17 protein-coding genes and 1 pseudogene are annotated in these 25,443 nt (G+C 59.0%); 6 read left to right on the top strand and 12 right to left on the bottom strand.

From position 1 onward, the window contains the following. Nucleotides 1–12 precede the first annotated feature (12 nt). The 4 genes from DevBK_RS20270 to DevBK_RS20255 all read right to left on the bottom strand — a co-directional run bounded on the left by DevBK_RS20270 (nt 13) and on the right by DevBK_RS20255 (nt 4,969). Complete coding sequence (locus tag DevBK_RS20270) at nt 13–1,032, bottom strand: NAD-dependent epimerase/dehydratase family protein (protein ID WP_317186809.1); 1,020 nt, start codon at nt 1,030–1,032, stop codon at nt 13–15. Then, nucleotides 1,029–2,372 carry a UDP-glucose/GDP-mannose dehydrogenase family protein gene (locus DevBK_RS20265; RefSeq protein WP_317186808.1) on the bottom strand — a complete coding sequence of 448 codons (1,344 nt, stop codon included), beginning with the start codon at nt 2,370–2,372 and terminating at the stop codon, nt 1,029–1,031. Before DevBK_RS20265 ends, DevBK_RS20270 begins: the two co-directional genes overlap by 4 nt. A gap of 486 nt (nt 2,373–2,858) precedes the next feature. Beyond that, nucleotides 2,859–3,341, bottom strand: coding sequence for a hypothetical protein (locus tag DevBK_RS20260; RefSeq protein WP_317186807.1), 483 nt, complete (start codon nt 3,339–3,341; stop codon nt 2,859–2,861). 71 nt (nt 3,342–3,412) lie between these two features. Further along, nucleotides 3,413–4,969 (bottom strand): ISL3 family transposase, encoded by a 1,557-nt coding sequence (locus tag DevBK_RS20255; RefSeq protein ID WP_317186806.1) that lies wholly within the window; start codon nt 4,967–4,969, stop codon nt 3,413–3,415. Nucleotides 4,970–5,253: 284 nt separating this feature from the next. Between DevBK_RS20255 and DevBK_RS20250 the strand changes: the two are divergent. Continuing rightward, a pseudogene (locus DevBK_RS20250) lies at nt 5,254–6,129 on the top strand (ATP-grasp fold amidoligase family protein). A gap of 537 nt (nt 6,130–6,666) precedes the next feature. On the opposite strand, the gene DevBK_RS20245 reads toward DevBK_RS20250, so the two are convergent. Further along, complete coding sequence (locus DevBK_RS20245; RefSeq protein ID WP_317186805.1) at nt 6,667–7,677, bottom strand: sensor domain-containing diguanylate cyclase; 1,011 nt, start codon at nt 7,675–7,677, stop codon at nt 6,667–6,669. Nucleotides 7,678–8,926: 1,249 nt separating this feature from the next. On the opposite strand from DevBK_RS20245, the gene DevBK_RS20240 reads away from it, so the two are divergent. Together DevBK_RS20240 and DevBK_RS21035 are read left to right on the top strand one after the other, a co-directional pair. Continuing rightward, the gene (locus DevBK_RS20240; RefSeq protein WP_317186804.1) at nt 8,927–10,810 is read left to right on the top strand and encodes an AAA family ATPase; all 1,884 of its coding nucleotides are present in this window, start codon (nt 8,927–8,929) and stop codon (nt 10,808–10,810) included. Continuing rightward, nucleotides 10,807–11,196 carry a DUF6634 family protein gene (locus tag DevBK_RS21035; RefSeq protein ID WP_410494117.1) on the top strand — a complete coding sequence of 130 codons (390 nt, stop codon included), beginning with the start codon at nt 10,807–10,809 and terminating at the stop codon, nt 11,194–11,196. Before DevBK_RS20240 ends, DevBK_RS21035 begins: the two co-directional genes overlap by 4 nt. A gap of 86 nt (nt 11,197–11,282) precedes the next feature. On the opposite strand, the gene DevBK_RS20235 is transcribed toward DevBK_RS21035, so the two are convergent. The 6 genes from DevBK_RS20235 to DevBK_RS20210 form a co-directional block, all read right to left on the bottom strand. After that, nucleotides 11,283–12,182 carry a carbohydrate kinase family protein gene (locus DevBK_RS20235; RefSeq protein ID WP_317186803.1) on the bottom strand — a complete coding sequence of 300 codons (900 nt, stop codon included), beginning with the start codon at nt 12,180–12,182 and terminating at the stop codon, nt 11,283–11,285. Then, nucleotides 12,179–13,246 (bottom strand): sn-glycerol-3-phosphate ABC transporter ATP-binding protein UgpC, encoded by a 1,068-nt coding sequence (locus DevBK_RS20230; protein ID WP_317186802.1) that lies wholly within the window; start codon nt 13,244–13,246, stop codon nt 12,179–12,181. The genes DevBK_RS20235 and DevBK_RS20230 overlap by 4 nt, the downstream gene beginning before the upstream one ends. Further along, complete coding sequence (gene argH, locus DevBK_RS20225; protein ID WP_317186801.1) at nt 13,246–14,754, bottom strand: argininosuccinate lyase; 1,509 nt, start codon at nt 14,752–14,754, stop codon at nt 13,246–13,248. The genes DevBK_RS20230 and argH overlap by 1 nt, the downstream gene beginning before the upstream one ends. Nucleotides 14,755–14,757: 3 nt before the next feature. Beyond that, nucleotides 14,758–15,609, bottom strand: a complete 852-nt coding sequence (locus tag DevBK_RS20220; protein WP_046142685.1) for a carbohydrate ABC transporter permease — start codon at nt 15,607–15,609, stop codon at nt 14,758–14,760. Continuing rightward, nucleotides 15,606–16,538 (bottom strand): sugar ABC transporter permease, encoded by a 933-nt coding sequence (locus DevBK_RS20215; RefSeq protein ID WP_317186800.1) that lies wholly within the window; start codon nt 16,536–16,538, stop codon nt 15,606–15,608. Before DevBK_RS20215 ends, DevBK_RS20220 begins: the two co-directional genes overlap by 4 nt. A gap of 127 nt (nt 16,539–16,665) precedes the next feature. Next, nucleotides 16,666–17,901, bottom strand: a complete 1,236-nt coding sequence (locus DevBK_RS20210; protein WP_317186799.1) for an extracellular solute-binding protein — start codon at nt 17,899–17,901, stop codon at nt 16,666–16,668. A 193-nt stretch (nt 17,902–18,094) separates the two neighbouring features. Between DevBK_RS20210 and DevBK_RS20205 the strand changes: the two genes are divergently transcribed. From DevBK_RS20205 to DevBK_RS20195, 3 genes are all read left to right on the top strand, one after another. Beyond that, nucleotides 18,095–19,318: an ROK family protein gene (locus DevBK_RS20205; protein WP_317186798.1), complete on the top strand. Its 1,224-nt coding sequence runs from the start codon at nt 18,095–18,097 to the stop codon at nt 19,316–19,318. An 88-nt stretch (nt 19,319–19,406) separates the two neighbouring features. Beyond that, the gene (locus tag DevBK_RS20200; protein ID WP_317186797.1) at nt 19,407–21,746 is read left to right on the top strand and encodes a PIG-L family deacetylase; all 2,340 of its coding nucleotides are present in this window, start codon (nt 19,407–19,409) and stop codon (nt 21,744–21,746) included. 1 nt (nt 21,747) lies between these two features. Continuing rightward, a complete protein-coding gene (locus DevBK_RS20195) occupies nt 21,748–22,602 on the top strand; it encodes a DMT family transporter (protein ID WP_317186796.1) in 855 nt (284 codons plus the stop codon). Between the two features lie 121 nt (nt 22,603–22,723). Here the strand turns inward: DevBK_RS20195 and DevBK_RS20190 are convergent, their stop codons facing one another. After that, nucleotides 22,724–25,228, bottom strand: coding sequence for a PIG-L family deacetylase (locus DevBK_RS20190; protein ID WP_317186795.1), 2,505 nt, complete (start codon nt 25,226–25,228; stop codon nt 22,724–22,726). Nucleotides 25,229–25,443 lie beyond the last annotated feature (215 nt).

Below are 25,443 nucleotides of genomic sequence, written 5' to 3'. Positions count from 1 at the left end.
CGAAGGTAAAAATTACGACTCGAACGCAATCTCAGATTTATACTTCCTATACCAAACCACAAATTCATCCACACACGTCTCAATAGGTGTGCTTGGAGCATACCCAGTTAACGCTTTGAGCAGGCCCGCATCAGCGAAGGTCGAGACAACATCACCCGCCTGCATAGGCAACATATTCTTGATCGCAACTTTACCTAAAGCCGATTCTATTGCCGCGATGAATTTCAATAGTGGAGTTGGAGTTCCACCAGCAATATTTACCACCCGCCATGGCGCGACTGGCGAGAGTGAATCTTGAACGCCATGAGCTGGTTTTGAGGAATCCGGAACAGCGTCAATCAACCGAGAAATCGCCTCAACAAGATCGCCAACCGCGGTTGAATCGCGTTGCATTTGACCCATCCCGTACACCTCAATGGCATGGCCTTGCTCGATTGCATCCACAAATTTGTAGAGTGCCATATCGGGCCGTCCCCACGCGCCATACACGGTGAAAAAGCGGAAGCATGTGGTAGGAATATTGAAAAGGTGAGCGTAGGAATGGCTCATCTCTTCGCATGCCTTTTTAGTGGCAGCATAGAGCGAGACCGGAAAGTCGGTGCGGTCTGCTTCTACAAACGGCATCTTCTCATTACCGCCGTAGACTGAGGAGGTCGAGGCGATCAAGAGATGCCTTGGCCTAATTTTCTTGGCGAGCTCAAGGACATTGAAGCTCCCAAGTAAGTTAGAAGAAATATACGCTTCCGGCGCTTCAAGACTGTAGCGCACTCCGGCCTGAGCCGCGAGGTGGATAATCACTTCGGGTTCAAACCCATCTACCGCTTCATCCAACGCGGACTTCTCTTCGAGCATTGCCGCGACGAACCTGAACTTACTCCACCGCTTCAGAATCGCTAGACGTTTCTCCTTAAGAGAAACGTCGTAATACTTAGTCATCCCATCATAACCAAGGACCTGATGACCCTTTTCTAAGAGACGCTGGCTCAAATGGAAGCCGATGAACCCGGCGGCACCAGTTACTAAGATTTTCATTCAGAGACAGCCGGAGTGTCTGCGTGCTCGTCAGCCACCGGGCGTCCTACGCTGTGGTAGCTGAAGCCTGCAGCCTCGACCTCCTTCTGTCGATAAACATTGCGAAGGTCGACGAAGACGGGCGTATTCATCTGCGCTTTAACGCGAACAAGATCGAGAGAGCGGAACTCGTTCCATTCAGTTACTAGCACTAGAACATCAGCACCGTTGGCCGCATCATACGCATCAGCTGCGTAGTCGATGTTTTGAACCACCAACTTTGCCATCTCAATGCCCTCTGGATCGTAAGCGCGAATGGTTGCACCAGCGTCCTGGAGTGCTTGGATAATCGCAATGGAGGGTGCATCGCGCATGTCATCGGTGTTTGGTTTGAAGGTCAGGCCAAGAATTCCGATGGTCTTGCCGCGAACATTTCCACCCGCAGCGGCAATAACTTTGCGCCCCATGGCGCGCTTCCGCCGATTATTTACCTCGACGGTTGCCTCAACTAGGCGCAATGGAGAATCGTAGTCTTGACCCGTTTTCACGAGAGCCAGAGTATCCTTCGGAAAGCAGGATCCACCATAACCCGGTCCAGCGTTAAGAAACTTGCCGCCTATGCGACCATCAAGCCCTATACCTCGAGCAACATCCTGAACGTTCGCGCCGGTTCGCTCACACAAATCCGCCATCTCATTGATGAACGTGATTTTCATGGCCAGAAACGCGTTGCCAGCGTATTTAATTAGCTCGGCGGTACGGCGACCGGTGAACATCAGCGGAGCCTGGTTTAGGTAAAGTGGACGGTAAATCTCTGTCATGACTTCGCGAGCGCGCTCATCTTCGATGCCGACGACAATACGGTCGGGACGTTTGAAGTCGTCGATCGCCGCTCCTTCGCGGAGGAATTCGGGATTGGATACAACGATGACGTCTGCAAGGGGATTTGTTTCGCGGATAATCCGCTCCACTTCATCACCAGTACCGACAGGCACCGTCGACTTTGTGACAACAACCGTGAAACCTTCAACTGCGCGCGCAATTTCTGCGGCTGCCGCATACACGTACGACAGGTCGGCGTGTCCATCGCCGCGGCGCGAGGGAGTTCCCACGCCGATGAAAACCACATCAGCCTTTGCAACTGCTGGGGCTAGGTCCGTGGTGAAGGTCAAACGCCCTGCTTTTGCGTTGTCTGCTACTAGAGCATCAAGACCAGGTTCAAAGATTGGAATTTCGCCTTTTTTGAGCGCTTCTATCTTCTGCTCATTGAGATCGACGCAGGTGACGTCATGACCAAAATCCGCGAAGCAGGCGCCGCTGACCAAACCGACGTAACCACTACCAATCATCGCAATATGCATAGAAGTGCCTCAAGTATGCTTGGGCGCTTTATTACATAGAATGACGGACGTCGAGAACCCGCGGTTTGATACATTTCGGTAAATGGTTAGCGCAGGTTGGAAGCGAGTTCCCCTGAAATATAACGTGTTTTGACGCTAATCGCTTTTTTTGCATGGCCGACATGCTCCGCGAATGCTTGACGAGCTTCAGACTCCTTCGAGGATCTGAGTCATAAACATGATGAAGGCAAAGCTTAACAATTGAGAATACTGCGGTACACTCTGCATATTCGACCAGTCAGGTCCGTGGTGAAAAAATCAGGCATTGCCTGAGTTTGAAATATGATCGCCAGATAGACACCGTCGCCTCCACGACGCCGATGTCTACTTGATCCGCAAGATTGACGCCAAATAGAAATTACCCAAGGCAACAGGTAGGCGCCAAGAACTTTATGTAACATTCCTGCGCAGATCTATTATTTCACCCCCCCTAAATAGGAACATACGTTATTTAACTTCTACGACCACGCGACGATTAGAAGCCTGGTCAGGCCCAAATTGATCTGTCCCGCCAAACCCTAGCACAGATTGATCACGAAATTTTGTTCCGCTTTGAATTAAGTAATTTAGAACTGCATTTTCTCGAGCTTGCGATGTCCATTTATTTGCATAATCTGGAGCTGAAGTGCTCCTGTATTCAGTAATAGTGACCGAGCAATTCGAGGTTCCCAAAATTGGCCGCAACTGATCAATATCCGCTTCACTTACTCGAATCTGCTTATTCTCATATGTAATTGAATCAATTTTCAAAGGGACGCATCCATCGGGATGATCTACATAATCGGGTAAATTAGATTCAGGATATAGACTAAGAGCCGGAGCCGAGGCTGAAATTTGTTTGGACGTATTTGTATCCGCAGGAGTAGATACCTCTCCAAGCGACAACTCTACGGTCGAATTGCTATAAAGCGCAGCGGTGTTGATTGCCACTGAGAAGTGACCCGTTAGGCGGGGATATTTCCATTGAGAAGTGGCTCTGGCGCACTTTTGCTGAGGCTTGGCTATCGGGCCCCGATCAATCTCGCCTGCAGCAAATCGAGCTTTGCGCGCCCATACATTTGCCGTTTCACGAGCTTCAGGCGCGTGATCTGTCCTTCGGTCTGCCCGTTGGACCATGGAGAGATGATGGCGTTTCTGACAGCCGCCAAGTCCCTTTCGACACCATTGGCAAATGAGGTCACCAGGCTGAGTTTTGCCGCCTGCAACCAGTCTTCCAGCTTGGCTGCTGTTTTGGATCGGATCATGGACTGGAACTCGCCGATAGTGGTGCGGGCGACCACCAGCTCGGGTACATTCACTTCGATCGCAGCGACCAAGATCGCTTCAGACTTCGCGAGATCGTCCCGCGCTGTGGTCAACAGCCTGGCGATCACGCGCGCCGATGGCGTTCGCGCCAACCCGCTTTGATTTGCCTTTTCAGCAAGCCGCCGGCGTTGCGCCCATTGTGAGACGACACCGCTTTGTCCTGGAAAGCCCTGCGCCTGCATCTCGCGCCAGAGCGCCAGAGCATTCCGGACGCCTTCGTCCCAACGCGTGTTCGGCCAAGGGGGCCAGCTATCCAGGGAACTTGGTCTCGTGCGGAACACGTCGAACCTTTGGCCACGCAGGACGTCGCGCACGACCTTCCGGCTATGGCCTGTTTGGCGGACGATCTGTCGGATCGAGGTTCCCTTCTTCGACAGCTCTTTGATGGCCTCGTTGGTCTCCTGCCGGCGCAAATATCCTTCGTATTGCAGCTTTTCGGCATAGGTCAGCAGCTTGGGGTCGACGATATTGCAGCCTACCGCCTGTCTGATCTGACGCATGGATTTACCGACGGCGTCGAGGAAGGCGCGGCTTGAGTTTTCCATAAGGTGCCAGCGGTCGGCGACCTGTTCGGCATTCGGCAAGCCCCTGGCAATCGCCTCGCCATAGCCACCCCCGCGATCTCGGGTGACGACTGATATGGTTGGATGCTCGGACAACCACGCGCGGGAGGTATTCAACGCGCGATCTGGCAGCAGGACGACCGGCCTGCGACGCTCGAGGTCGCACACAATCGTCCCGTAGGTTTGCCCGCGCCGAAAAGCGAAGTCGTCGATTCCAATCACTGTCAGCGTGTCATCATGGTCCGTGACCCGCCGCCGCACGACGCGCAGCAAAGTGTCTTTGCTGACCGGTATCATGAGACGATCGGCGAAACTGGCTGCGGGCCTGCCGCCTAAAGCCAGACCGAGATGGTGCACGATGGTCTCGAGCCGCTGCGTGCGCCGGCTATACCGGCCCAAGACGCTGTCATCGAACCGCTCGCAAAAGATGCGACGGCCGCAAAGAACACCATCACACCAGAAACGACGCGCGAGGATCGAAAGCTCAACCCGTCGTCCACCGAGCGGCAAATCTGCTGGCCTGCGCCTATAGCGGCTTTGCACACGCCGGCTACGGCTCCCGCAGCTAGGACAGATTCCCCACGGTCGGCGAGATCGCAGCAGGATTTGTACCCTGTCCGCCACCACCTGCACCGCATCCACCGCAAAGCCAATCGGCGCGAGGCTCGCGCGCTGAAAACCATGCTGCATCTGCTGATCCTCCTAAGAACCAGCGCGAACCTCGGCCGCAACAGCAGCAAATGTGAGTCAGAGCCAAATCTCGATGGAAATATCCCCGCCTAACGGGTCACTTCTCAGTGGCAATCAACACTGCGGAGCGCCAACTGTAGCGACGACGGCTAACCAGAGGGCTGCGGCGATAGCCAGCTTTGACCCGCTGACAAAGTATGTCACCCATTAAACAATACTGCAGCCGGCCACTTACGCATATGTACTGCTGCATGCAGTAGTCCCTCCATCATCAGGAGGGATATATGTTTCTCGTTACGCCAGTTTTAAACGCAACGTTACAAGTGGTGGATCCAATTCTGCCAGATCCGCTGGCTGTGAGGCTAGCCTACTTCCGAACGTTCAAACGATGGCCCAATCTATCCAATCCTGCAACCTTCAACGAAAAAATTGCTTGGAGGAAACTGCACGAACGCCTGCCATTAATGCAGAAGTACGTCGACAAACTGCAAGTTAAGGACTTGATATCCGATAAGTTTGGCGATCGCATCGTTATTCCAACGTTAGCTTCCGCATCTTCTGCCGAAGAGCTTCCTCTCGAAAATATTGATGCCCCATATATTGTTAAAACTTAGAACGGCTGGAGCACCAATATCTTCGTGTGGGAGAAGCCAGCTGACTTTTCACCAATCCGGCGTCAATTGTCGGAATATCTAAAACAGAGCCTAGGCAAGAAAACTCGCGAGTGGGCATACCAAGGGGTTCCGCCCAAAGCTTTTGTCGAGCCCATCATCACAGATTGGGATGGCAACATCCCGGTGGATTACAAATTCCATACCTTTGGTGGTACGGTCTTTGCGATTCAGGCTGACGTCGATCGGTTCAAGGGCCACAAACGAAGCTTCTATACACCTGAGTGGACAGAAATGCCGTTCCACATAACGTACGAAGCAGCCCCACCCGTACCTGCTCCCGCGAACCTAAGTGAAATGCTTTCGATTGCTTCCACCATTGGAAAACAGTTCAGTTACGCACGGGTTGATCTCTACGATACCGGATCACAGCCATTCTTCGGCGAAGTTACATTCTACCCCGATGCCGGGAACGTGCATTTTGACCCGCCTGCCTGGGACGGAATATTTGGCTCACAGTGGCTCATGCCTGCCGCTAGTCCGGCCTAGCTTCTGCTAACAGTTCGAAGGCTATGATGATCGCAGAAATCTATGGCAGCCTTCTGATGTTAGAGTGTGCGGGGCGGCTCTGACTAGCCGCTTGGCGTTGGATAAGGCGCGTAAACCGAAGCCCCCCTCCCGTACAAGGGGTGAGTTGGACACCTTGAGCACCGTTCCCCATTGCATTCCGCGCGGATGAACTGCCCAAGGGTTTCCTCTCAGGCGTCGTCGGGCAAGTCCATAAGCGATTCATCGAGCGGTTCAACGCGAGGCTGGGGTGCTTGCTCAGCCTGCGGGAGACCGCTTCTGCGTATTTTGAGCGCGACGGCCTGATCAAGAGACGCCACACGACCTTCACGGTCGCGCCGTAGTATGGATGGTCGAGAGCGACATGCCGATGAATGAGATTGCCCAATTTCTAGAATGTACCGATACGCGCATCACTCATCGCGTCCCTGCAAGCTTTAGCCCGCATTATTTCCGGAAAGCTGCATCAGTGCTTGATTTTAGGAGACGGGCGGCCACCAGTCTTTTGATAAGGAGAGCTCAGGCCGCGTTAGCGACACGCCATGTGCCGCGGCCGGCCGACTTGGCCGCGTAAAGTGCCGCATCGGCGTCGTGATAGAGCGTGTCTGCATCTTGCCCGCCACGCATGGCGATCCCGAGCGAAGCGCCGATACTGTGCTCGTGCGTTCCCAACTGAATGGACTGCCTAAATGCACCGATAATCGTCCTGGAAAGACTGTCCATGTCGGTGTGCTCGCGCCCATCGGTGAGGATGGCGAATTCATCGCCGCCGATACGGGCTACAAGGGCTCCGGGAGGAGCACATTCACGCAGGCGCTCGCCGGCTTTGATGAGACATGTGTCGCCCTGGGCGTGGCCAAGTGTGTCGTTGATGGCCTTGAAATTGTCGAGGTCGATGAGGATGAGCGCGCCGACGGGAACGCCGTTTCTTTGTCCGTGGAGATCCTCAAGCCAGGCGTTGAAGCGGCTGCGATTGGCGAGGCCCGTCAGCACATCGGTCTCAGCCAAAGCACGCATGCGGTCGGCCATGTGTTTTTCTTCGGTGATGTTCTGTTTCATCCCGAAGATGCGCCGGGCCTTTCCGTCAACGCCGTCGACGGTCGCCGTGATGCGCATCCAGCGCGGATTGCCCTTGGCCGTGATGATTTCAGCATCGAAATTGAAATCGCCACAAGTGGCGATGGCTTCTGTTCGCAACGCCTGCATCTGCGCGGCGGATTCCGGGACGTACATCTTTAGGGACGTATCGCGATCGACAAGGGAACCACGCGGCAATTCGAAAAGATCGTAGACGCCGTTGGTCCAGGTGATGCGTTGGTCGGGCAGTGAACATGACCAGATGCCAATTCGTGCCGTCGCCGATGCCCGCTCCAGGAGATTTTGTCGACGGCGTTCTGCGGCCCGCCTGCCGGCCATTGCAGATTGGCCCACCAGCTCGGCGACCCGCAGGAGCAGGATCTGCTGTGCGACCTCATTGCGCCGCCTTATGTCCCACAGCACGATCCAGAGTGGTCGGGATTCGTCGATCACGGGAATGGGCGCCGTAAGAAGCAGCTCTGAGCGAGACGGCGTGCCCTGAGGAAAGACCTGCGCAAAGCCGTGGAGAAAGGATCTGGAAAAATCCGAGGGAGGCCGCGTGCCACCTGGGCGAGCCAACCGCCCTCCCCGACGAGGCCAACCCCACCACAATCGGCCAGCTGGCGCAGGCGGCTCAGGAACAGCTCCGGTCGTGCCGTGTCCGCGGCGGCGGTAATGGACGAGGGCTGAACCAATTGCGATCTCTCGAAGATGCGGGTATTTACGCGATTGGCTCTTAAGACATTGTTTCTACGCCGGTTTATTCGAGCAGCGCGTTTATGCACGCGGCAAGCGCATAACGAGCCAGCCATATCCAGTTTTTGGCCATAGAAAATCACCATCGGTTCATTCGAACCGCTGGTCAAAGTCTGCAAGCTTTACGCCGCAGATTTTTCATCAACAATTTCATGGACTAAGATGGTGGGTGCGACAGGGATTGAACCTGTGACCCCTGCCGTGTGAAGGCAGGGATCCATGTACCGCTTAGAGGAGCACAAAAGCGATGTCTGATAACTGACGTTACCCAACATCTCGCGCGGCAAGTCTAAGACCTCATTTCGGACGCACTCCAAGTCAGAGAGCAATTCCGAGACAGCTATTGGGCCAGCTCACACTGCCGCCAGGGAGGCGTTAACCCTAAAGCACCAGACACTTGCAGGTTTTCATCTGCCAGGTGCACTATCACCATGTCGATTCAGCCGAATCGATGACGGCCGCCGCCAGTGCTTCGAACCACCAGCGACGGCCTGACCACCGCAATCCTGCCCTAACAGGAGTTACAATGGCTACGAGCCTTGTAGTAGACGCGTGCGCGCGTCGGCAAGCATCCCCCTTCGACCCGGCCGGCTTTTTAAGCCTTGATGGGCCGCTATTTGGCGGAATGCGTCGGCGCAACTAGAGCGGTCGGTCCCAAACTGGGGCCGGGACGTCTGCGTCTGCACGCTGGCCGGTCGCCCCGCGCCTGCCGTGCCCTTTGCCTAAAGCTGTCGCCTGATGTTTTGACTGCCCCGTCTCGCATAGAATGCGGTGCGGTGCCCAGGTATCGGCTGCGATTGGCTAATGGCACGGTACGCCCCTCTTTTCCCTTCACCTATGCCCTGCCGGCTCGCGCCGCAACCTGGTGTCCCCTGGTGGCCACTGGGGTGCTGCGCCGGAGAGAAGGGGGCGGAATCTTCAATCCCATCCAATTCGAGTACCTATCATGAGTTCTTTGTCCGACATGATCCGGAACAGTACCGTCAATGCTGGCATGACAGCCCATGTCATGCCTGCCGTCGTAAGTAGCATCGTCATACTCGTCACCGCCGCGCTAGATGAACACGCCCTTTCCCAAGGTGTGCTTCTGCCCGATCCCTGGACCAAGGATGCTGACCCCACCATCATCTTTGTGCCCGATAGCTCCTGGCTTGCTCCAATGACCGTCGCTATCGATGCCCGGGGCGGCGCCGTTCATGGGACCCCGAGCCGGGAAAAATCCGAGGTGGCGCGCGATCTCGACGTGCTCGTGCGCATTGAGGATGGCGCCAGCGTCTGGGTCGCGGCGAGCTCCGAACATGTACCCGACCTCGCAAGAAGAGCCGTCGAGTGCGTTGTAACCGTAAAGGGGCTCACTTCTGCCGCCATCGCCCGCGCCGTGGGCACCGTGACGGGAAAAGAAATCATCATCGAAGACGCTGATTGGCGCGGTCTGTCTCTCCCCCTTATTGCCAGCTCGATACGATCCGGCGATACCGCGGAAGCCTGCCGCGACCGACTGCGCCGCTGGTCTGCACACACCGACGAAACGGCAGAGGCCGGTGAGAAGACAAAGGAGAGTGACCAATGGCCAGTTTTCGGTTCGGCGGCGGTCTGGCTGACCGAAACTCTGGCCCTCTTCGATGGGCTCAAAACCGGTCGCGTTCCCAAAGGCCTTTTGCGTCACACCTTGCTCGCCGGACAACCAGGATGCGGGAAATCCACCTTGGTCGACCAGCTTGCCGAACGCGCCGCCGTTCCACTTCATCGCCTGAGCGTGGGCGCCCTCTTTGCATCTGGCACCGGCTATCTCGACAGTGTCGTGCGTCAGATCGTTGGCTTCTTTGACGCCCTTCGCTCCCATAATGGACCGGCAATTGGCATCATCGAGGAGATCGATGCCATGAGTACCCGCACCGGTGGGACCGACTCCAATGGGGCTTATTGGAGCACGGTTATCACCTCGATGCTGCTTGCCATTGATGACCTCAACGCATCCGGCGCGCCGGTGCTGCTGGTCGGTTGCACTAACCGACCGGAGGACGTCGACGCCGCGATCCGCCGTCCCGGCCGCATTGGCCGCCTCATTGAGGTCAGACCCCCGCAAACTATAGACGACGTAGTAGCGGTGCTGCGCGTCCATCTGGGCCGTGACCTGCCCGACGCGTCGCTGCGTGATCTGGCTCGCCTCTGGCTTGGAGAAAGTCAAGCCCAACTGGCCGACCGCATTGCCGCTGCGCGAAACAGGGCCCTTCTCGCCGGCCGCCCACTGGAACCTGCCGATCTCGATCCGTATGGGATGGCTGGGAACACAGTGCGTATTGCCGTCCTCAAAAAAGCGGCCCTGCATGAGGCGGCCCATGCCGTGATCGCCCATGTCTTTCGACGCGAGGTCGATGCCATGGCCCTGCGCCTTGATCGCGCCGGTTCGGTCAGCGGTTTTACGACGCTCATCCCGCGCCTTGCGGGCGCCACTTACGACGAGCGCCTCGATGACTGCTGTATCGCCCTGGCCGGCCGTGCCGCCGATGCCTATTTTGGCAAACGGGTCGACGATGGCTCGGCCACCGACCTCATCCAGGCGAGCCACGCCATCGCCCTTCTTTATCTCAGCACCGGCCTGTCTGAGACCCTTATCGCCTTGCCGCCCGACGTGGTGACAAAGGAGCTTACCACCAACCTTGTGCTCCAGGACACGGTGGAGACAATCCTCCGAGACCAGATGGGCCGGGCCGACGACCTCGTCGCGCAGCACCACCAGACGATCGAACGGCTTGCAGAAGTCCTGCTTGAACGCCGAACCCTCGCAAAGGCCGAGATCGCTGCCTTTTTGACGGAAAGCAAAGCATGATCCTTCCAGCCCTAGACTTCATTCTCGATGACGGCGTGGTTCTGCTTGATCTCGCGGCACGCGTTGAAGCCGAGGATCTCGATATCTCGAGCCTACCTCGCTGGCGACAACTCCTTGGCGACCTCGCTCGCCTCCGGAGCGGCTGGCGCCCTGAACCCCGCATTCTGGAGCGAGCGCCTCGACTTGACCACTGGTCCGTTGGTGAGCCGCAGGATTTTGGCCTGGTCCGGCTTCTCGGAACCGTCACCGGTCACCCTCTTCTGCCAGACCATCGGGTCGTTACGACTTCCCCCCTTGTTGCCCTTGAGACGCAAAGGGGAACCTGGGCAAGGACTGTGTCGCGTTTCTACGTTTTGCACGCGAGTCAACGCGAGAGGGAACGTTGAGCTGGCGGTAAACTGCCGGTGCTTCTAGTCAACGAGGGGCGTAACCTCGAGGCAAGCCTCAGGCTTTCAGACGCCGCGCAAAATCCTCAAACAGCGCGCCGAAGACTGCCCGTCCCGCCAGCGGCCTGCACAGAGAATGTTCCGGCTTCGACCGCAGCGGCGAGCGCCGTTCGAAGCTCGGAGCCATTGAGCCAGGCGTGGAGGAAGCCGGCGTTGAACGCGTCCCCTGCTCCTGTCGTATCGACGACGGAAACCTTTGGGCTGGGCAGCGCGATCGTTTCGGAACCTGAGGCGAGAATACCGCCTTCCGCACCGCGCTTCAGGACCACAAGGGGAAAGTGGCGCCCGAGAATCGCAAGTGCGGCTTCGGGGTCTGCTTCCCCGGTCAAAGCTTCAGCTTCCTCCATATTGGGGAGGAAGAGATCGACCCCCGCGGCCCGCTCGAAGAACAGGGGATCGTGGATCAGGTCCGCATCCCAGCTCGGATCGAGCGACACGGTCAGCCCTTCTTTCTTCGCGCTATCGATCGCATCGGGCATTTCGTGAAGCGTTGCATATTCGGCAATGTGGAGATGGCTCACCCCGGAATGAGCCAAGGCCGCCTCAAAGCCGGCGGGTCGAGCATGGCCGGCCCGGCGCGAGAGAAAGGCGCGATCCCCATCATGAACCATCACGACGGTCAGCTGCGGCCCCGCACTCTCGTGCCGATCCAGAAACGTCAGGTCGATCCCGAGTTGTTCGATCTGCTCCGAGAGCGCCAGGGACAGTGCATCGGTGCCGAACCGCGCAAGCAGCATGGAATGACGCCCGAGCGCTGAAAGGTGGGCCGCGGTGATCAGCGCACCACCCCCTGGGGTCAGGGCGAAGTCGCGGGCAAAGAGCTCCCGCCCCAAGGCCGGCATGCCGTCGAGACCGCGAAACACCATGTCGCAATAAATGCGGCCAAGATTGAGGACAGCCCCGGTGCGGGGCGAAGACGATGTCATGCGCGGCCCAAAGCCTTTTCGGTGACGGCATCGAAGAGGTAGAGCGATCCAGTGCCGGCGTGAACCGAGACCGTGCTGCCGATCTGCGGCACGACCCGGCCCGGTGCCGTGGCGATCACCTGCGCCTTGCCAAGAGTGAGATGCACCAGGGTTTCCGAGCCAAGCGGCTCGACCGCTTCGACCGTGCCGGACGCCGAAAGCCCCGCCCCGCCGAACTCGCCGACCACAAGATCATGGGGACGCACGCCAACCAGCACCTTGCCGTCATGGGTGGGAAGGCCAAGTCCTGAACCCCCTGCCCCCTCGATGCTCAGGGCGCCGCCAGCAATCGTGCCCTCGACCATATTCATCGACGGACTGCCGATAAAGCGCGCGGTGAAAACATCGACCGGGTTTTCATAAAGGTCGGTCGGGGTTCCAACCTGGAGAATATTGCCATCGCGCATGACGACGATCTTGTCAGCCATGGTCATGGCTTCGACCTGATCGTGGGTCACATAGACGATTGTTGTGCCAAGCCGGCGATGAAGGTTCTTGATCTCAAGGCGCATCTGCGACCGCAGTTGCGCATCGAGATTGGACAATGGCTCGTCAAAGAGGAACGCGGCTGGATCACGCACCATGGCGCGGCCGATGGCAACGCGCTGACGCTGCCCACCCGAAAGCGCCGCGGGACGGCGATCGAGCAGCTTTTCGAGCCCCAGGATTTTGCCGGTCTCTTCGATCCGCTTCTGCTTTTCGGCCTTGGAGAGTTTTGAGGTATAAAGGCCAAAGCCGATATTCTGGCCCACGGTCATGTGCGGATAGATGGCGTAGTTCTGAAAGACCATGGCGATATTGCGCTGCTTGGGCTCGCGCTGGTTCACCACTTCTCCGCCAATCAAGAGATTACCGCCCGAAATATCCTCGAGCCCGGCAATCATGCGCAGAGTTGTCGACTTGCCGCAGCCTGATGGGCCAACGAAAACGACGAATTCGCCATCCTCGATGATGAGGTCAATGCCATGGACGGCGCGGGTCTTGCCGTATTCCTTGACCAGTTTCTGCAGTTCGATCTTGGCCATCAGGCGGTTCCCTTCAATGCGCCGAAGCGCTCTTTGAGCATGCGCGCGGCATCAGCCTGGCGGCGCAGGATTTTGTCAAAAATGTCCGAGAGACGCTGGGCGTCCTGCCGATAGCCGGCAATGGCCGCGTTAAGCGGTTCCGGCGCTGGCCCACCAAAGCGCGTGCGCACGGCAACGAAATATTCGGGCGAGACGATCTCGGCAAAATTCGTTTCATCCAGCGACGAAGAGCGCCCGGTCGCCTTCTCGAACGCAGCAGTGAATGGCCCAAAACCATCGCTGACGAGATCGCCGCCCATGGCGACAACGGCTTTGGCAACGGAAGCCGCGATCTCGTGCCCCTCGCGGAAGGACAGCCCTTCGCGCCGAACGAGGGAATCGGCCAGTTCGGTAATGGTGATGCAGGAGCGCGCAATATTGTCCCGCACGCGTTTGGGATCGATGCGGATTTGCTTGACCAGTGCCGCGAGGAGATCGAGCACGCGATAGGCCGAAGAAAAGGCTTGATAGCCCATTGCCTGCGTTTCGCCTTCGCTGTCGTTCATGTCGGTGAATGGGGTATTGTGCATCACCGTAAGCATGGCCTGTGCCCGGCCGGCCGTCTGGCTCGCCAGATGCCGCAAATGCTCGATCGGCACTGGATTGCGCTTTTGTGGCATGATCGAGGAAATCTGCACGAGGCTATTGGGCACATAGATCTGCCCCACCTCAAAGCTGGTCCAGACCTGAAAGTCCTGGATCGGCCGCCCCAGATGCAGGAACAGCAACTGAATGGCCGAATACGTGGAGGTGATGTAATCCACCCCGGCAATGCAGGAATAAGAATTCTGCAGTGGGGCCGCAAAGCCAAGGAGTTCGGCGACAAGCGCGCGATCGGTCGGAAAACCAGTCGTTGTGATCGCGGCCGCGCCCATGGGCGACAGCTCGACGATCCGATAGGCCTCAAAGAGCCTTTCGATATCGCGCCCGACGAACTCGACGATGGCGGAGAGATAATGCCCAAAGGTCGTCGGCTGCGCTGGCTGCCCATGGGTATAGGCGACGATCAACGTCTCCCTTTCGCGTTCTGCCGCTTCGATCAGCGTCGCATGCAAGTTCAGCGCTTTGCCGATGAGGACATTGAGCCGCTCGCGCAGCCCGAGCTTGAAGAGGGTGTGGTCGATATCGTTGCGGGATCGCGCGGTATGAAGCCGTCCACCAAGATCTGGCCCGACGCGCTTTTTCAGCTCCTTCTCGATGAGGAAGAAGAAGTCCTCCACCTCACCGGTATAGACAAGCGTTGTGGGATCGATCTCGGCATCGATGCTCTCGAGCGCCACGGCAATGTCCCGGGACTGAACGGCACTCAGAATGCCGGTGTCGGCCAGCATGACGAGATGCGCGCGGTCGATGGAGCGGAACCCCTCGACATGGTGGTCCTTGGCACCATCAAAGAGCGGCGCCAGAACGGTTTCCTTATAGACCGGATCGGGGAAAACCGACTGATCAGAAGAACGGGGATCGGTCATGTCTTAACCCTTGAGGCCGGCCAGCATGACGCCACGAACGATGTAGCGCTGGAGAAGAAGGAAGACGAGGAGCGTCGGGATCGTGCCGATCGCGGCGCCGGTCATGATCAGCTCCCACTGGATGGACGCCTCGGCCGAAAAACTCGAGATGCCGACGGGCAGCGTATAGAGTTCCTTGGAGGTCGTGACGATCAGCGGCCAGAAGAAAGCCGTCCAGTTGCCGAGGAAGGTGAAGATGGCGAGCGCCGATATCGCCGGCACCACCATGGGCATGGCAATCTTCCACCAGATGGTGAATTCATTGAGCCCATCGACACGCGCGGCTTCTAGGAAATCGTTGGGCACACCTTCAAAAAACTGCTTCATGAGGAATGTGCCGAAGGCCGTCATCATGCCAGGGAACATGATGCCCCAATAGGAATTGAGCCAACCGAGCTGGCTCGACATCAGGTACCACGGGATCACCAGCATTTCGGTGGGGATCATCAGCGTCGACAGGATGGCGAGGAAAATAAAATAGCGACCGCGGAATTCGAATTTGGCCAGCGTGTAGCCGACGAGGCTGTCGAAGAATACGTTCGAGATCGTCACCGTAACGGCAATGATGGTCGAGTTGAGGAACCACTGCATGAAGCGGCCATCGCCCAGTACCTTGATATAATTGTCAAAGGTCGGCGCCGCCGGGATCAGCCTCAGGTCGTAGACCTGTCCTGAGGTTTTGAGCGAAGTCGAAAACATGAAGAGAAGCGGCGTGATCATGATCAACCCGCCGATCAGCAGCAGGGTCCAGGCAATGATGCGGCCGGGGCGGATGTCGCGGCTATTCGCCTTGAGCTCGGTTGAGGTCACGGTCATTTCTTTTCCCTCAGCACATAGAGCTGGAGCAGGGATACGATGAGCAGGATGGTGAACAGCACCACGGTTTGCGCGGCCGCATAGCCCATCTGATAGGATGAGAAGGCGGTCTGGTAGATCATCAGCACCAGCGGCTTGGTCGAATTGAGCGGCCCGCCCGGATCATTCGAGGTCATATTATAGACCTGGTCGAAGATGCGCAGGAAACCGATCGAGGAGAATACGACAAGGAAAACGGTGGTGGGTTTTAGGAGCGGAATGGTGATCTTTCGAAGGATTGCCCAATCCCCCAGCCCGTCGATTTTGGCCGCCTCATAAAAGGTGCTGGGAATGGCGCGTAGCCCGGCCATGAAGATGATGATCTGGAATCCGAGCCCGGCCCAGATCGCCGGGATCAGGATCGAGAAGAGCGCCTGGTCGACCGAGCGCAAAAATGGCTGCTGCGGAATGCCAACCGAGGACAAAAATCCATTGATCACCCCGATCGGCACCGGCTGGTAGAACCAGCGCCAGACCCAACCCATGGCTGCAGCCGTCGTCAGGAAAGGCAGGAAATAAAGGGCACGGATAAATCCGTGCATCAGCTTCACGCGATCGAGGTAATAGGCGATCACGAAGGAGATGACGAGGCTCAGCGGCGTGCCGATGATGAGATAAAGAAACGTGTTCTGGAAGACTTTCCAGAAAACCGGATCGGCGAACATTTTCTGATAGTTCGCAAAGCCGATAAACTGCGCTGGCCGCAGCAGATCCCAATTGGTCAGCGACAGCCAAAAGGCCTGGAATGTCGGATAAAAGCGGATGCCCGCATAAAAGATGATCGGCACGGCGAGAAACGCCCAGGCCCAGATGACCCGCTTGGTGCTGATATTGAGACGGTCCCAGAAGCGAACCGGGCCTGTTTGTGAAATCGCGTTCGCCGACGCCATGTTCGCTCCTGCGAGAAGATGCGAGGGGTTGCCTTAGCGCCAAAATATCATCGGTCATCACCCCGGCGAAGGCCGGGGTGACAGTCGATGTCGTGGCGAAGTTCGCGCTCTAAAAAGAGCCTACCCCTTACTGACGACCCTGATCGATAATCGCCTGTTCGGCCGTAGCGGCCTGGGCAAGCGAGTCTTCGATCGACTGGCCTTCGAGCAGCACGCGATTGACCATGTCGATCGCGGTCTGGCGCTGTGCGGCTTCGTCGTAGAACTGGGTGGTCTGAGCGTATTCAAGACCCTTGAGGAACGGCCCGCGGATCGGATCGGCAAGGTTTGCTTCGGTCAGCGCCACGTCACGACGTGCCGGAAGTTCACCAACCGTTTCGAGCCAGATTTCCATCGCTTCGGGCGAGGAGATATACTGGAGGAACTTCTGCGCGGCTGCGAGCTCTTCTCCGGTCGAGGTCGCCCCGATACCGTTGGCAAAATAGCTCGAATAGTTCGAGCGCATGCCATTGGCGTCAGCGGGCAGCTCCACCACACCCCATTCGAAGGGGTTGTCGGCAAAGGCGCCGAGACGGAACGTGCCATCGATGGTCATCGCGGCAAGACCTGCGCGGAACGCAGCCTGGCCTTCATCCATGAAGCCGACGAGACCAACCTTCTTTTCGGTCTGAAGGTCGGTATAGAACTTCAGGGCCGCAGCGCCGGCCGCGTCGTTATAGGCAACGTTGCCTTCGGCATCATAGGGGACGCCACCGTTCTGGCGCACAAGAACTTCACGCCACCAGTGGTGATCCTGGCCGGCCATGTCCATGGTGATGCCGGCCGTCGTGATATTGCCGCTGCCATCGCGCTTGGTGGTGGCTTCGGCAACCGCGAGAAGGTCGTCGAGCGTCTGCGGCGGCTCGACACCGGCTTCGTCAAGCAAGGCCTTGTTGTAAAAGAGTGCCAGCGAGCGCACGGCGGTCGGCAGGCCATAATAATCGTCGCCACGCTTCATTGCCGAAACAATGGGGAAGAAGTCCGCTTCGATTCCCTCGTGCGGGAACACGGCCGGGTCGAGCGGCTGGATCAGGCCGCCATTCACGAACTGGTCAGTCCAGCCGTAAAAGAGCTGCACCACGTCCGGCCCCTGGCCGGCAACCTTGGCGGCAACGACGCGCGTCTGGTAGTCGGCATAGGGGAAAGTGGTCTGCTTGACGGTGATGTCTGGATTGGCAGCTTCGAATTTTTCGATCAGCTGGTCCATCGCCTGGACGCGGCTATCGAAGACGTACTGCCAATATTCGATTTCCACGGCCTGGGCTGCGCCCATTGCGATGAAGCTGATGCCGGCAGCGAGCCCGGCTACATATGCCTTACGCATAAAGTCCCTCCATTGGAGCGTCGACCCTCCGACGCCTCTCATCCCTTAGGACGGCACACGCCGCCCGACAGGCCAGCAACGTCCAATATGTGACCGTCCCTTGTCAATAAAATAATCTACTTGAGTTATTGTGTTGCCTAGCTAGTCTTGCACCGCCCCGCCATGCTAGCGAGGCAGTGGGGGAGGCGGAAATTTGAACGGCCGCAGCAAGAAAGAGCTTCGTCAACGCGTCGCTATCGGGTCCAATCCCGAGCGCAACCGCGCGCACAATCGCCGCGTGGTGCTGGAGGTTATTCGATTCCACGAACATCTCGGCCGCACCGAGATCGCTCGACGCGCCCAGCTCACACCCCAGGCCGTGGCCAATATTGTCGACGAGTTGCTCGAAGAAGGGCTTCTCGTTGAACTTGGTCGGCTCCGATCCGGTCGTGGACAGCCCCCCATCCAGTTCGCCGTCAATCCCAACGGCCCGATGACCGCTGGGGTCGAAATCGCCGCCGACCATATGGTGACCGCGCTTCTCGATCTTTCAGGCGGCGTGCGCGCCAAATCCATCCTGCCGCTTGAAACCACGGGCCCCGATACCGTCCCTGACCAAGTGACAGCGGAAGTCCAGCGCCTCGAAGCCTCACTTGGCGCTGACCGCAGCAAACTTCTCGGCATCGGCGTCGTCATGCCAGGTCCCTTCGAGGTCGAGGGGATGAGTTCGGTTGGCCCCGCTACCCTTCCCGGCTGGACGGGAGTTGATGCGACTGCTCTTTTTGCCAAAGCCACGGGCCAGCAGGTCTTTGTCGAAAACGACGCCACGGCAGCTGTGGTCGGCGAACGTCTTTATGGCGCCGGCCGCCAGCTCGGCAGCTTCTGCTACCTTTATTTCGGCGTCGGCCTCGGCCTCGGCGTCATCCAGGAAGGCCGCCCCTTGCGCGGCGCCTTCGGCAATGCCGGCGAAATCGGTCATGTCGGTCTCGTTCCCCGCAAGGGCAAGGTTCACTATGGCCCAGCCGGCGCACTCGAGCGCTTCGTCTCGGTCTTTGCCCTGCGTGAACGGCTCGCCATGGCCGGCATCTATGCGGCCACCGTCGATGACATACAGACGTTGCACGATAAGGCCGATCCGACCCTTGCCGAATGGATCGACATGGCCGCCGATTACCTTGCGCCCACCGTCGCCATGCTCGAAAACATTTTCGATCCCGAAACGGTCATTTTTGGCGGCGGCCTGCCCGATTCAGTGCTTGAAGCGGTCATCGCCGCGCTCGACCCCTTGCCCGTCTCTGTCGCAACGAGACGACAGCGCTTACAACCCCGCGTCATCCGCGGCCAGACGGGCCAGTTGACGGCAGCGCTCGGCGCCGCCGCGCTGCCGCTCCTCGACACAGTCTCTCCCCATCTCAGCGTGTCCAATCCCGTCGGCTGACTTTTGTCACCCGTGCCTCTCTCTGAGTGGGACGTGTGCGATGACAGTGTGCCGTTCCAAAACGCCTATTATGAAATCTGGACGAACAATGCTTACCGCTCCTGAACGCCTGCGCCGTCGCGCAGCCCAGCCCCGTCTCGTTGCCCTCGCCCGCGCCCTGTCCCGTCTCAAGTCCAGCGTGACGGTGATGAATACCGGCGCCCATCCCGATGACGAGCACAACGAAATGCTCGCCGCCATGCGACACGAAATGGGTATGCGCATCATCGTCGCCTGCTCCACCCGCGGCGAGGGCGGCCAAAATACGCTGGGGCCCGAACGCGGCGGTGCACTCGGCGTGTTGCGTTCACGCGAAATGGAAGAAGCTGCCCGAGCCCTTGATGCCGACATCGCCTGGCTCGGCCATGGTCCCGACGACCCCGTGCACGATTTCGGCTTCTCCAAATCCGGCAAGGATACCCTCGCGCGCTGGGGGGAAGAGCGCATTATCGATCGCCTCGTCCGCGTCTATCGCCAGTTCCGCCCCGATATTGTCATCCCCACCTTCCTCGACGTTCTCGGCCAGCACGGTCACCACCGCGCGATGACCGAGGCTGCCGAGCGCGCTCTCGCCCTTGCGGCCGATCCCGCTTACGAAACAGAAAACCTCGCGCCTTGGACCGTCACAAAGTTCTGTCTCCCCGCCTGGTCCGGCGGCGGCGACACCTATGACGACGAAGTCCCCCCGCCCAGGGCCAATCTTTTCGTCACGGCCACGGGCAGCGATTTCGCCACCGGCATGCCCTTCTGGCGACTCGGCGAAGTCTCCCGGGCCTTCCACGCCAGCCAGAACATGGGCCACTGGCGGCACCCCGGCGAAACAACATGGCCGCTCCACCAGGTCGGTACCGATGCACGTGGTGAGCTTTTAGATGAGTTGCCCAAATCGCTCAGCGATCTCGGCCCATCGCCTTACCTCGCCGCCGCCGACGCTGCCCTCGCCCAGGCCATAGCTGCGTTCCCCGATAGCACCGCCATCCTGCCCGCTCTCAGCATTGCCCGCCGCGCCATCCGCGGCGCGCAGGAGGACATCGCCCCCGAGCACGCTCATCGTCTTGAGCGAAAGCTCGAAGAACTCGACGCCGCCACCGCCATCGCCGCGGGCATCGAAATCTATGCCTCGGTCTCTTCAGCCAGCATCGCCCCCGGCGAAGAAGTCGATCTCACCATCGAAGCTGAACCCGGCGAGGCCGCAAATATCCGCGTGACGCCCATCACCTCTGGCGCCTTCTTGCCTACCGATGCGGTCAGTCTGTCTGGTGACAGTGCGACCGTCGAGCTCAAAGCCCGCGCCGATGCCAAAATCGAGAATGCCTTCCGCCCCGATTGGCAGAACCTTAATGGCAACGGCAATGTCTCGGTTCGGATCGAGGCCGAAGTGAATGGCGAGGTCATTCGCTTTTTCCGCGACACCGAAGAAGACTTGCAGCTCGCCGCCGCCTACACGGTCGCGATCACCCCCGAGGCTCTTATTCTTCCGCTATCGGCCCCGGTAGCGAAAACCGTCGCCCTCAAAACCGATATCGACTTCGGTCGCGTCACCATCCCCAGCGCCCCCAGCCTAACGATAGAGCGCCACGACAAGGGTTTCCGTGTCACCTCCGATATTCTCCTAACCGCCGCCCGCCACAGCCTGCCTCTGCTCGTCGATGGCACCCCTGCCTTTGGCGTCACCCCCATCGCCTATCCGCATATCGGCCGCACCCACTTCGCCCGCCCGCTGTCACTTGACATCCTGGCGCTGAACCTGACGGTCCCCGACACTAAAATCGGTTACATCGGCGGCGGCTCCGACCGCGTTGGCCTCTGGCTTAACCGCATGGGCGCCAACGTTACCGAACTCGACACCGAAGCCCTCGCCGACGACATCTCGGCCTATGATACCATCGTCATCGGCATTTTTGCCTTCGGCCTCCGTCCGGACCTTAGGGCTGCAACCCAAAAACTCCATCGCTGGGTCGAGGCCGGCGGCCATCTCGTCACGCTCTATCACCGCCCCAGCGATGGCTGGACGGCCGACGAGACACCGCCGCGCCCGATCACCATCGGCAGCCCCTCACTGCGCTGGCGCACCACCAACCCCGCCGCCGAGGTGAAATTCCTCTACCCCGAGCACAAGCTCCTCACCGGCCCCAATCGCATCACCGCAGATGATTTCGCCGGCTGGGACAAGGAACGCGGCCTCTACTTCGCTTCGGCCTGGGACAGCGCATACGTCCCTCTCCTCGCCATGAGCGACGCCGGTGAAGAACCCCTTACCGGCTCATTGCTTTCGGCCGAGATCGGTAGGGGTCGTCATACCCATACGAGCCTTGTACTCCACCACCAGTTGGAAAAGCTCGTCCCCGGCGCTTTCCGGCTGATGGCCAATCTTCTCCAGTCGGCCTGACATGCAGACCAATCAATCGCGAGCGGGTTACATCTGGCTCGCGAGCGACATGGTCCTCGTGACCATCATGACCGTGCTCGTGAAGTTGGGCGGCGCGAGCTATCCCGCCGTGCAGATGGTCTTTATCCGCTCGCTCATTGGCCTTGTCAGCGTCCTCCCGCTCGCCTGGCGCCACCGCCGGGCTTTGCGGCAAACCAGGCAATGGGGCCGCCACGCCTTCCGCGTACTCTGCAACACGCTGGCCCTCAGTGCCAACTTCGCCGCACTCACGGCCCTGCCCTTGGCCCTTGCCAATGCCATCGGCTTCATGCGCCCGCTGGTCGTCCTGGCGCTCGCGACTTTTCTCCTCGGCGAGCGATCCGGCCCCTGGCGCTGGATCGGCGCCGCCATCGGCTTTCTCGGCGTCCTCGTCATGGTCGCCCCAGGGGAAGTCACATGGAACTTCGGGCTCTTGGCCGCTCTCGGTTCAGTCCTTTTCGGCTCCCTCGCTACCGTTCAGACCCGCGCCCTCGCCAAGGAAAACACCACCGTCCTGATGGTTTTCTATACCGTCGGCCTCACCATCTTCACGTTCATTCCCGCCGCCTTCTCGTGGCAGCCGGTCGCATTAGCCGACTGGCCCCTGCTCCTTGCCATCGGCGTCCTCGCCCAGATCGGCCAATATTGTTTCCTCCGCGCCTATCAGTCGACCCCGGCCAATCTGCTTGCCCCCATCGGTTATCTCTCCATCGTCCTCGCCAGCTTTGCCGGTTTCCTCGCCTTTGGCGAAGTGCCGGCGCCAACAACGCTCATCGGCACCGCCATCATCATCGGCGCCCTGGTCCTGACGACCCGCCTCGACCGCCCAAAGCCCTGAGCCCTGAGCCCTGAGCCCTGAGCCCAAAAAAAGCCCCCCGGCCTGGGATGGCCGAGGGTTTCGCCGCGTTAGGAGGCACGGCAGCGGCTCGCGCTGGGAGCTTACGCGAGCCGAAGGTGTTTCAGCGCTTGGCCGGCTGGATCAGATTAGCCATGATGCGGAAGGCGCCGGGGGTCAGCTTGTCGAGCTGGTGATGCAGCACGAGGCTGGTATGGGTGTGACGCCCTTCTCCAATTTCCGCGGAAAGCAGCGAACCTTTGAGCGGTTCCTCGCCCGCATCAGCCATAGCGAGCAGGGGCACATAGGCCTCGTCCCATTCCGAAGCGAAATAAAGCCCGCGCTCCTTGTCCCAATTGTCCCAGTCTTCCTCAGTAATGGCATTGGGATAGTTGAGAAGCGGATGGTCTGGCTCGAGCACGTCGACCGTCGACTTGGCGTCGGTCACGCGATAGCGGATCGAAGGCGAACCGATCTTGAGGAATGCCAGCGGCACGGTCTCTGGATCCCAGCCATCCGACGGACGATGGTAGAGCGTCACAAGATGACCGCCCTTCTTCACCCACTCATGGATACCCGGCAGCGCTGCGACGAGATCCGGCCGGCGACCGAAGGAGAAAATGCCGACGACCAAGGTGTCGAGATCGCGATAGGCGCCCGCTTCCATGTCTGCCGGGCTCAGTTCCTTAAGATCAACGCCGAGGCGCTCGAGCCAGGTGGCGACATTATCATTGCCCCCGCCGATATAGCCAATCTTGCCTTCCGGAATGACCGCACCAACCGATTGCACCGGCACCGCCACTTCGGTTGGCACCACCGATCGCCCGATATGGGGATAGGTGAAGACATTGATGGCATAGGCCTCCTTGCCGAGGAGCTTGGGCGCAATGGTGATGCGCTCGGTGCCGAGCTCGGCCGGCGGCGTCAGTTCGAACGTGCCAGCTTCCGAACCCGTCTCCCCATTGGCCGCCATGACCCAACCTTCGGGCAATTGGAAGTCGAGGTCTGCCGTCGTGCCGCCCGAAACCACGGCGGTGAAAGCCACCGGCGAGATTTCGCTTTCGGTATTGAACACTACCGCATCCGGCTTGAGCTCAAGCGAGGCTTCCGGCAGAACCCGCAATGCATCCTCAAGATCGACATCGAGCACGGCCCTATGGCCGGCAATTGTTGCCGTCAGGCGCACGAAGGCATCGCCATTACCACCGAGCGGGTCAAATTGCTCGGTCAGGGGATTGGTCAGCGCGGCATCGTCCGCAACGCTCACCTTGACGCCATCCTTAGCCGTTTCGCCGGTAATGCCGTTGCGGGCAACCACCTCGACGGAATCGACCGCAATGGTATCCGGCGCATCGACCATCGCCTTGACGATGATGTCTTCGCCCGGGTGGAGATCGGCACCATCGGTATAGGCACGCACGCGCATGCCAGCGGCCGTCGCGAGCGCCAGATCGACTTCCCTGATCTTGCGATCGAGCCGGTGCGCAACTTGGTCTTCAAGTTCTGCAGGCAGTGTCGAACGGGCTTCTGAAACGGCCTTACCGATCTCGACAAGGCGCTTCACCACTTCGACTGGATCGCCGTAATCGGCCAGCGCTTCATCGATCAGCCCCTGCGCATTGCGCAGCGCGTCAGCCGAAGCGGCCGGCATGCCATCGAGTTCAGCAATATGACCGACCGTAGCGATGAGACCGTCGCGAATGTCAGTCTCTTTTCTGCCGGCTTCGCCATTGGCAGCCCAGGAAAGGTTGATAGGCCATTCGGTCTGCGGATCGGGCCGCCAAGTCCCCATCCCTTGCGTCAGGTGACAGGACCGCGACCATTCGCCCATCTGCGGGAACGTGGCGCCGGAAATTGGATCGCGTTCGGGCGCACGCACCACGAGCGTCGTCGGCGGGGGCGGCGTTTCGTCGTCATAGACACCGCCACCACCACCCCATGCCGGCTGGTAGATCTTGGGGACGGTCCAGGTCTTCAGGCCGGCTGCGATCTGGTCCGGAAATTCTTCGGCGTTGCCCGAAATATCGGCCACAATAAAGGTCGCGACATTGGCCGCACGATGGTGGCCGTGCTGCCCGCCAACATCGAGGAAGCAGTTCATGATCACGTCGGGCTTATAGTGGCGCACCGCCCAAGTCATGCGCTCGATCACGCGGTCGCGGCCCCAGCGGTCGATCGTTTGGTTGGGGTCCTTTGAAAACCCGAAATCATGCATGTTGTCGTGGTGGCCCTGGCTGCCAAAAGCTAAAGACGCATCGAGCGCGCGTGAGGCTTCGGTGATCTCGCGCGTGCGCAGCACGCCCAGGACCGAGCCGCGTTCCGGCCCGATGGCGTTCTGCCCGCCTTCCCCGCGCGTGATGCAATAAAGCACTGGGCGGATACCATAGACATGGCGCAAGGCCGCCAACATGCCGCTTGGCTCGTCGTCGGGATGCGCGCCGGTCGTCATCAAGGTCACGGTGGAGGTCAGACGTTCGAGCTGGCGATAGAGTTTGACGATCGCTGGCTCGCCCTTTTGTGCAGCAATCAGCTCAAGATCCGAAGCAGGAGCAGCCCAGGCTGGAATTTGTGTGGCGGCCAAGAGCGGCGGCACCGAGGCGATGAAAGTTCGACGGGTCAAACGTGGCATGAACGAGTTCCTCTCCTTACGCTGCCAGCGTCGCCACCCCTCCGGCCGGCCGACATGACAGCTTCAAGACAGGACTATGTGAGTCGGATTAACTTAACTCAAGTGTGTTAATGTCGATTTGTTTCACGAAATTGGTGAAGCCTGTGTTCCAGAGAACTTTTCACCCAATTCAGCTCTTTGCGAGGCGATAAGACCGACCAAGATCAAGGCGCCAT

Source organism: Devosia sp. BK (assembly GCF_032907385.1).
Lineage (GTDB): Bacteria > Pseudomonadota > Alphaproteobacteria > Rhizobiales > Devosiaceae > Devosia.
The sequence above is the reverse complement of the archived record's forward strand: the minus strand, read 5'-3'. Positions and strand labels throughout refer to the sequence as shown.

What these genes read in the sequence shown, in the direction of transcription:
- DevBK_RS20255 (WP_317186806.1), bottom strand. Translation starts at nt 4,969, where the DNA reads ATGCAGCATGGTTTTCAGCGCGCGAGCCTCGCGCCGATTGGCTTTGCG.
- DevBK_RS20265 (WP_317186808.1), bottom strand. Translation starts at nt 2,372, where the DNA reads ATGCATATTGCGATGATTGGTAGTGGTTACGTCGGTTTGGTCAGCGGC.
- argH (WP_317186801.1), bottom strand. Translation starts at nt 14,754, where the DNA reads ATGACCGATCCCCGTTCTTCTGATCAGTCGGTTTTCCCCGATCCGGTC.
- DevBK_RS20190 (WP_317186795.1), bottom strand. Translation starts at nt 25,228, where the DNA reads ATGCCACGTTTGACCCGTCGAACTTTCATCGCCTCGGTGCCGCCGCTC.
- DevBK_RS20200 (WP_317186797.1), top strand. Translation starts at nt 19,407, where the DNA reads ATGCTTACCGCTCCTGAACGCCTGCGCCGTCGCGCAGCCCAGCCCCGT.
- DevBK_RS20215 (WP_317186800.1), bottom strand. Translation starts at nt 16,538, where the DNA reads ATGGCGTCGGCGAACGCGATTTCACAAACAGGCCCGGTTCGCTTCTGG.
- DevBK_RS20210 (WP_317186799.1), bottom strand. Translation starts at nt 17,901, where the DNA reads ATGCGTAAGGCATATGTAGCCGGGCTCGCTGCCGGCATCAGCTTCATC.
- DevBK_RS20235 (WP_317186803.1), bottom strand. Translation starts at nt 12,182, where the DNA reads ATGACATCGTCTTCGCCCCGCACCGGGGCTGTCCTCAATCTTGGCCGC.
- DevBK_RS20195 (WP_317186796.1), top strand. Translation starts at nt 21,748, where the DNA reads ATGCAGACCAATCAATCGCGAGCGGGTTACATCTGGCTCGCGAGCGAC.
- DevBK_RS21035 (WP_410494117.1), top strand. Translation starts at nt 10,807, where the DNA reads ATGATCCTTCCAGCCCTAGACTTCATTCTCGATGACGGCGTGGTTCTG.
- DevBK_RS20230 (WP_317186802.1), bottom strand. Translation starts at nt 13,246, where the DNA reads ATGGCCAAGATCGAACTGCAGAAACTGGTCAAGGAATACGGCAAGACC.
- DevBK_RS20220 (WP_046142685.1), bottom strand. Translation starts at nt 15,609, where the DNA reads ATGACCGTGACCTCAACCGAGCTCAAGGCGAATAGCCGCGACATCCGC.
- DevBK_RS20270 (WP_317186809.1), bottom strand. Translation starts at nt 1,032, where the DNA reads ATGAAAATCTTAGTAACTGGTGCCGCCGGGTTCATCGGCTTCCATTTG.
- DevBK_RS20240 (WP_317186804.1), top strand. Translation starts at nt 8,927, where the DNA reads ATGAGTTCTTTGTCCGACATGATCCGGAACAGTACCGTCAATGCTGGC.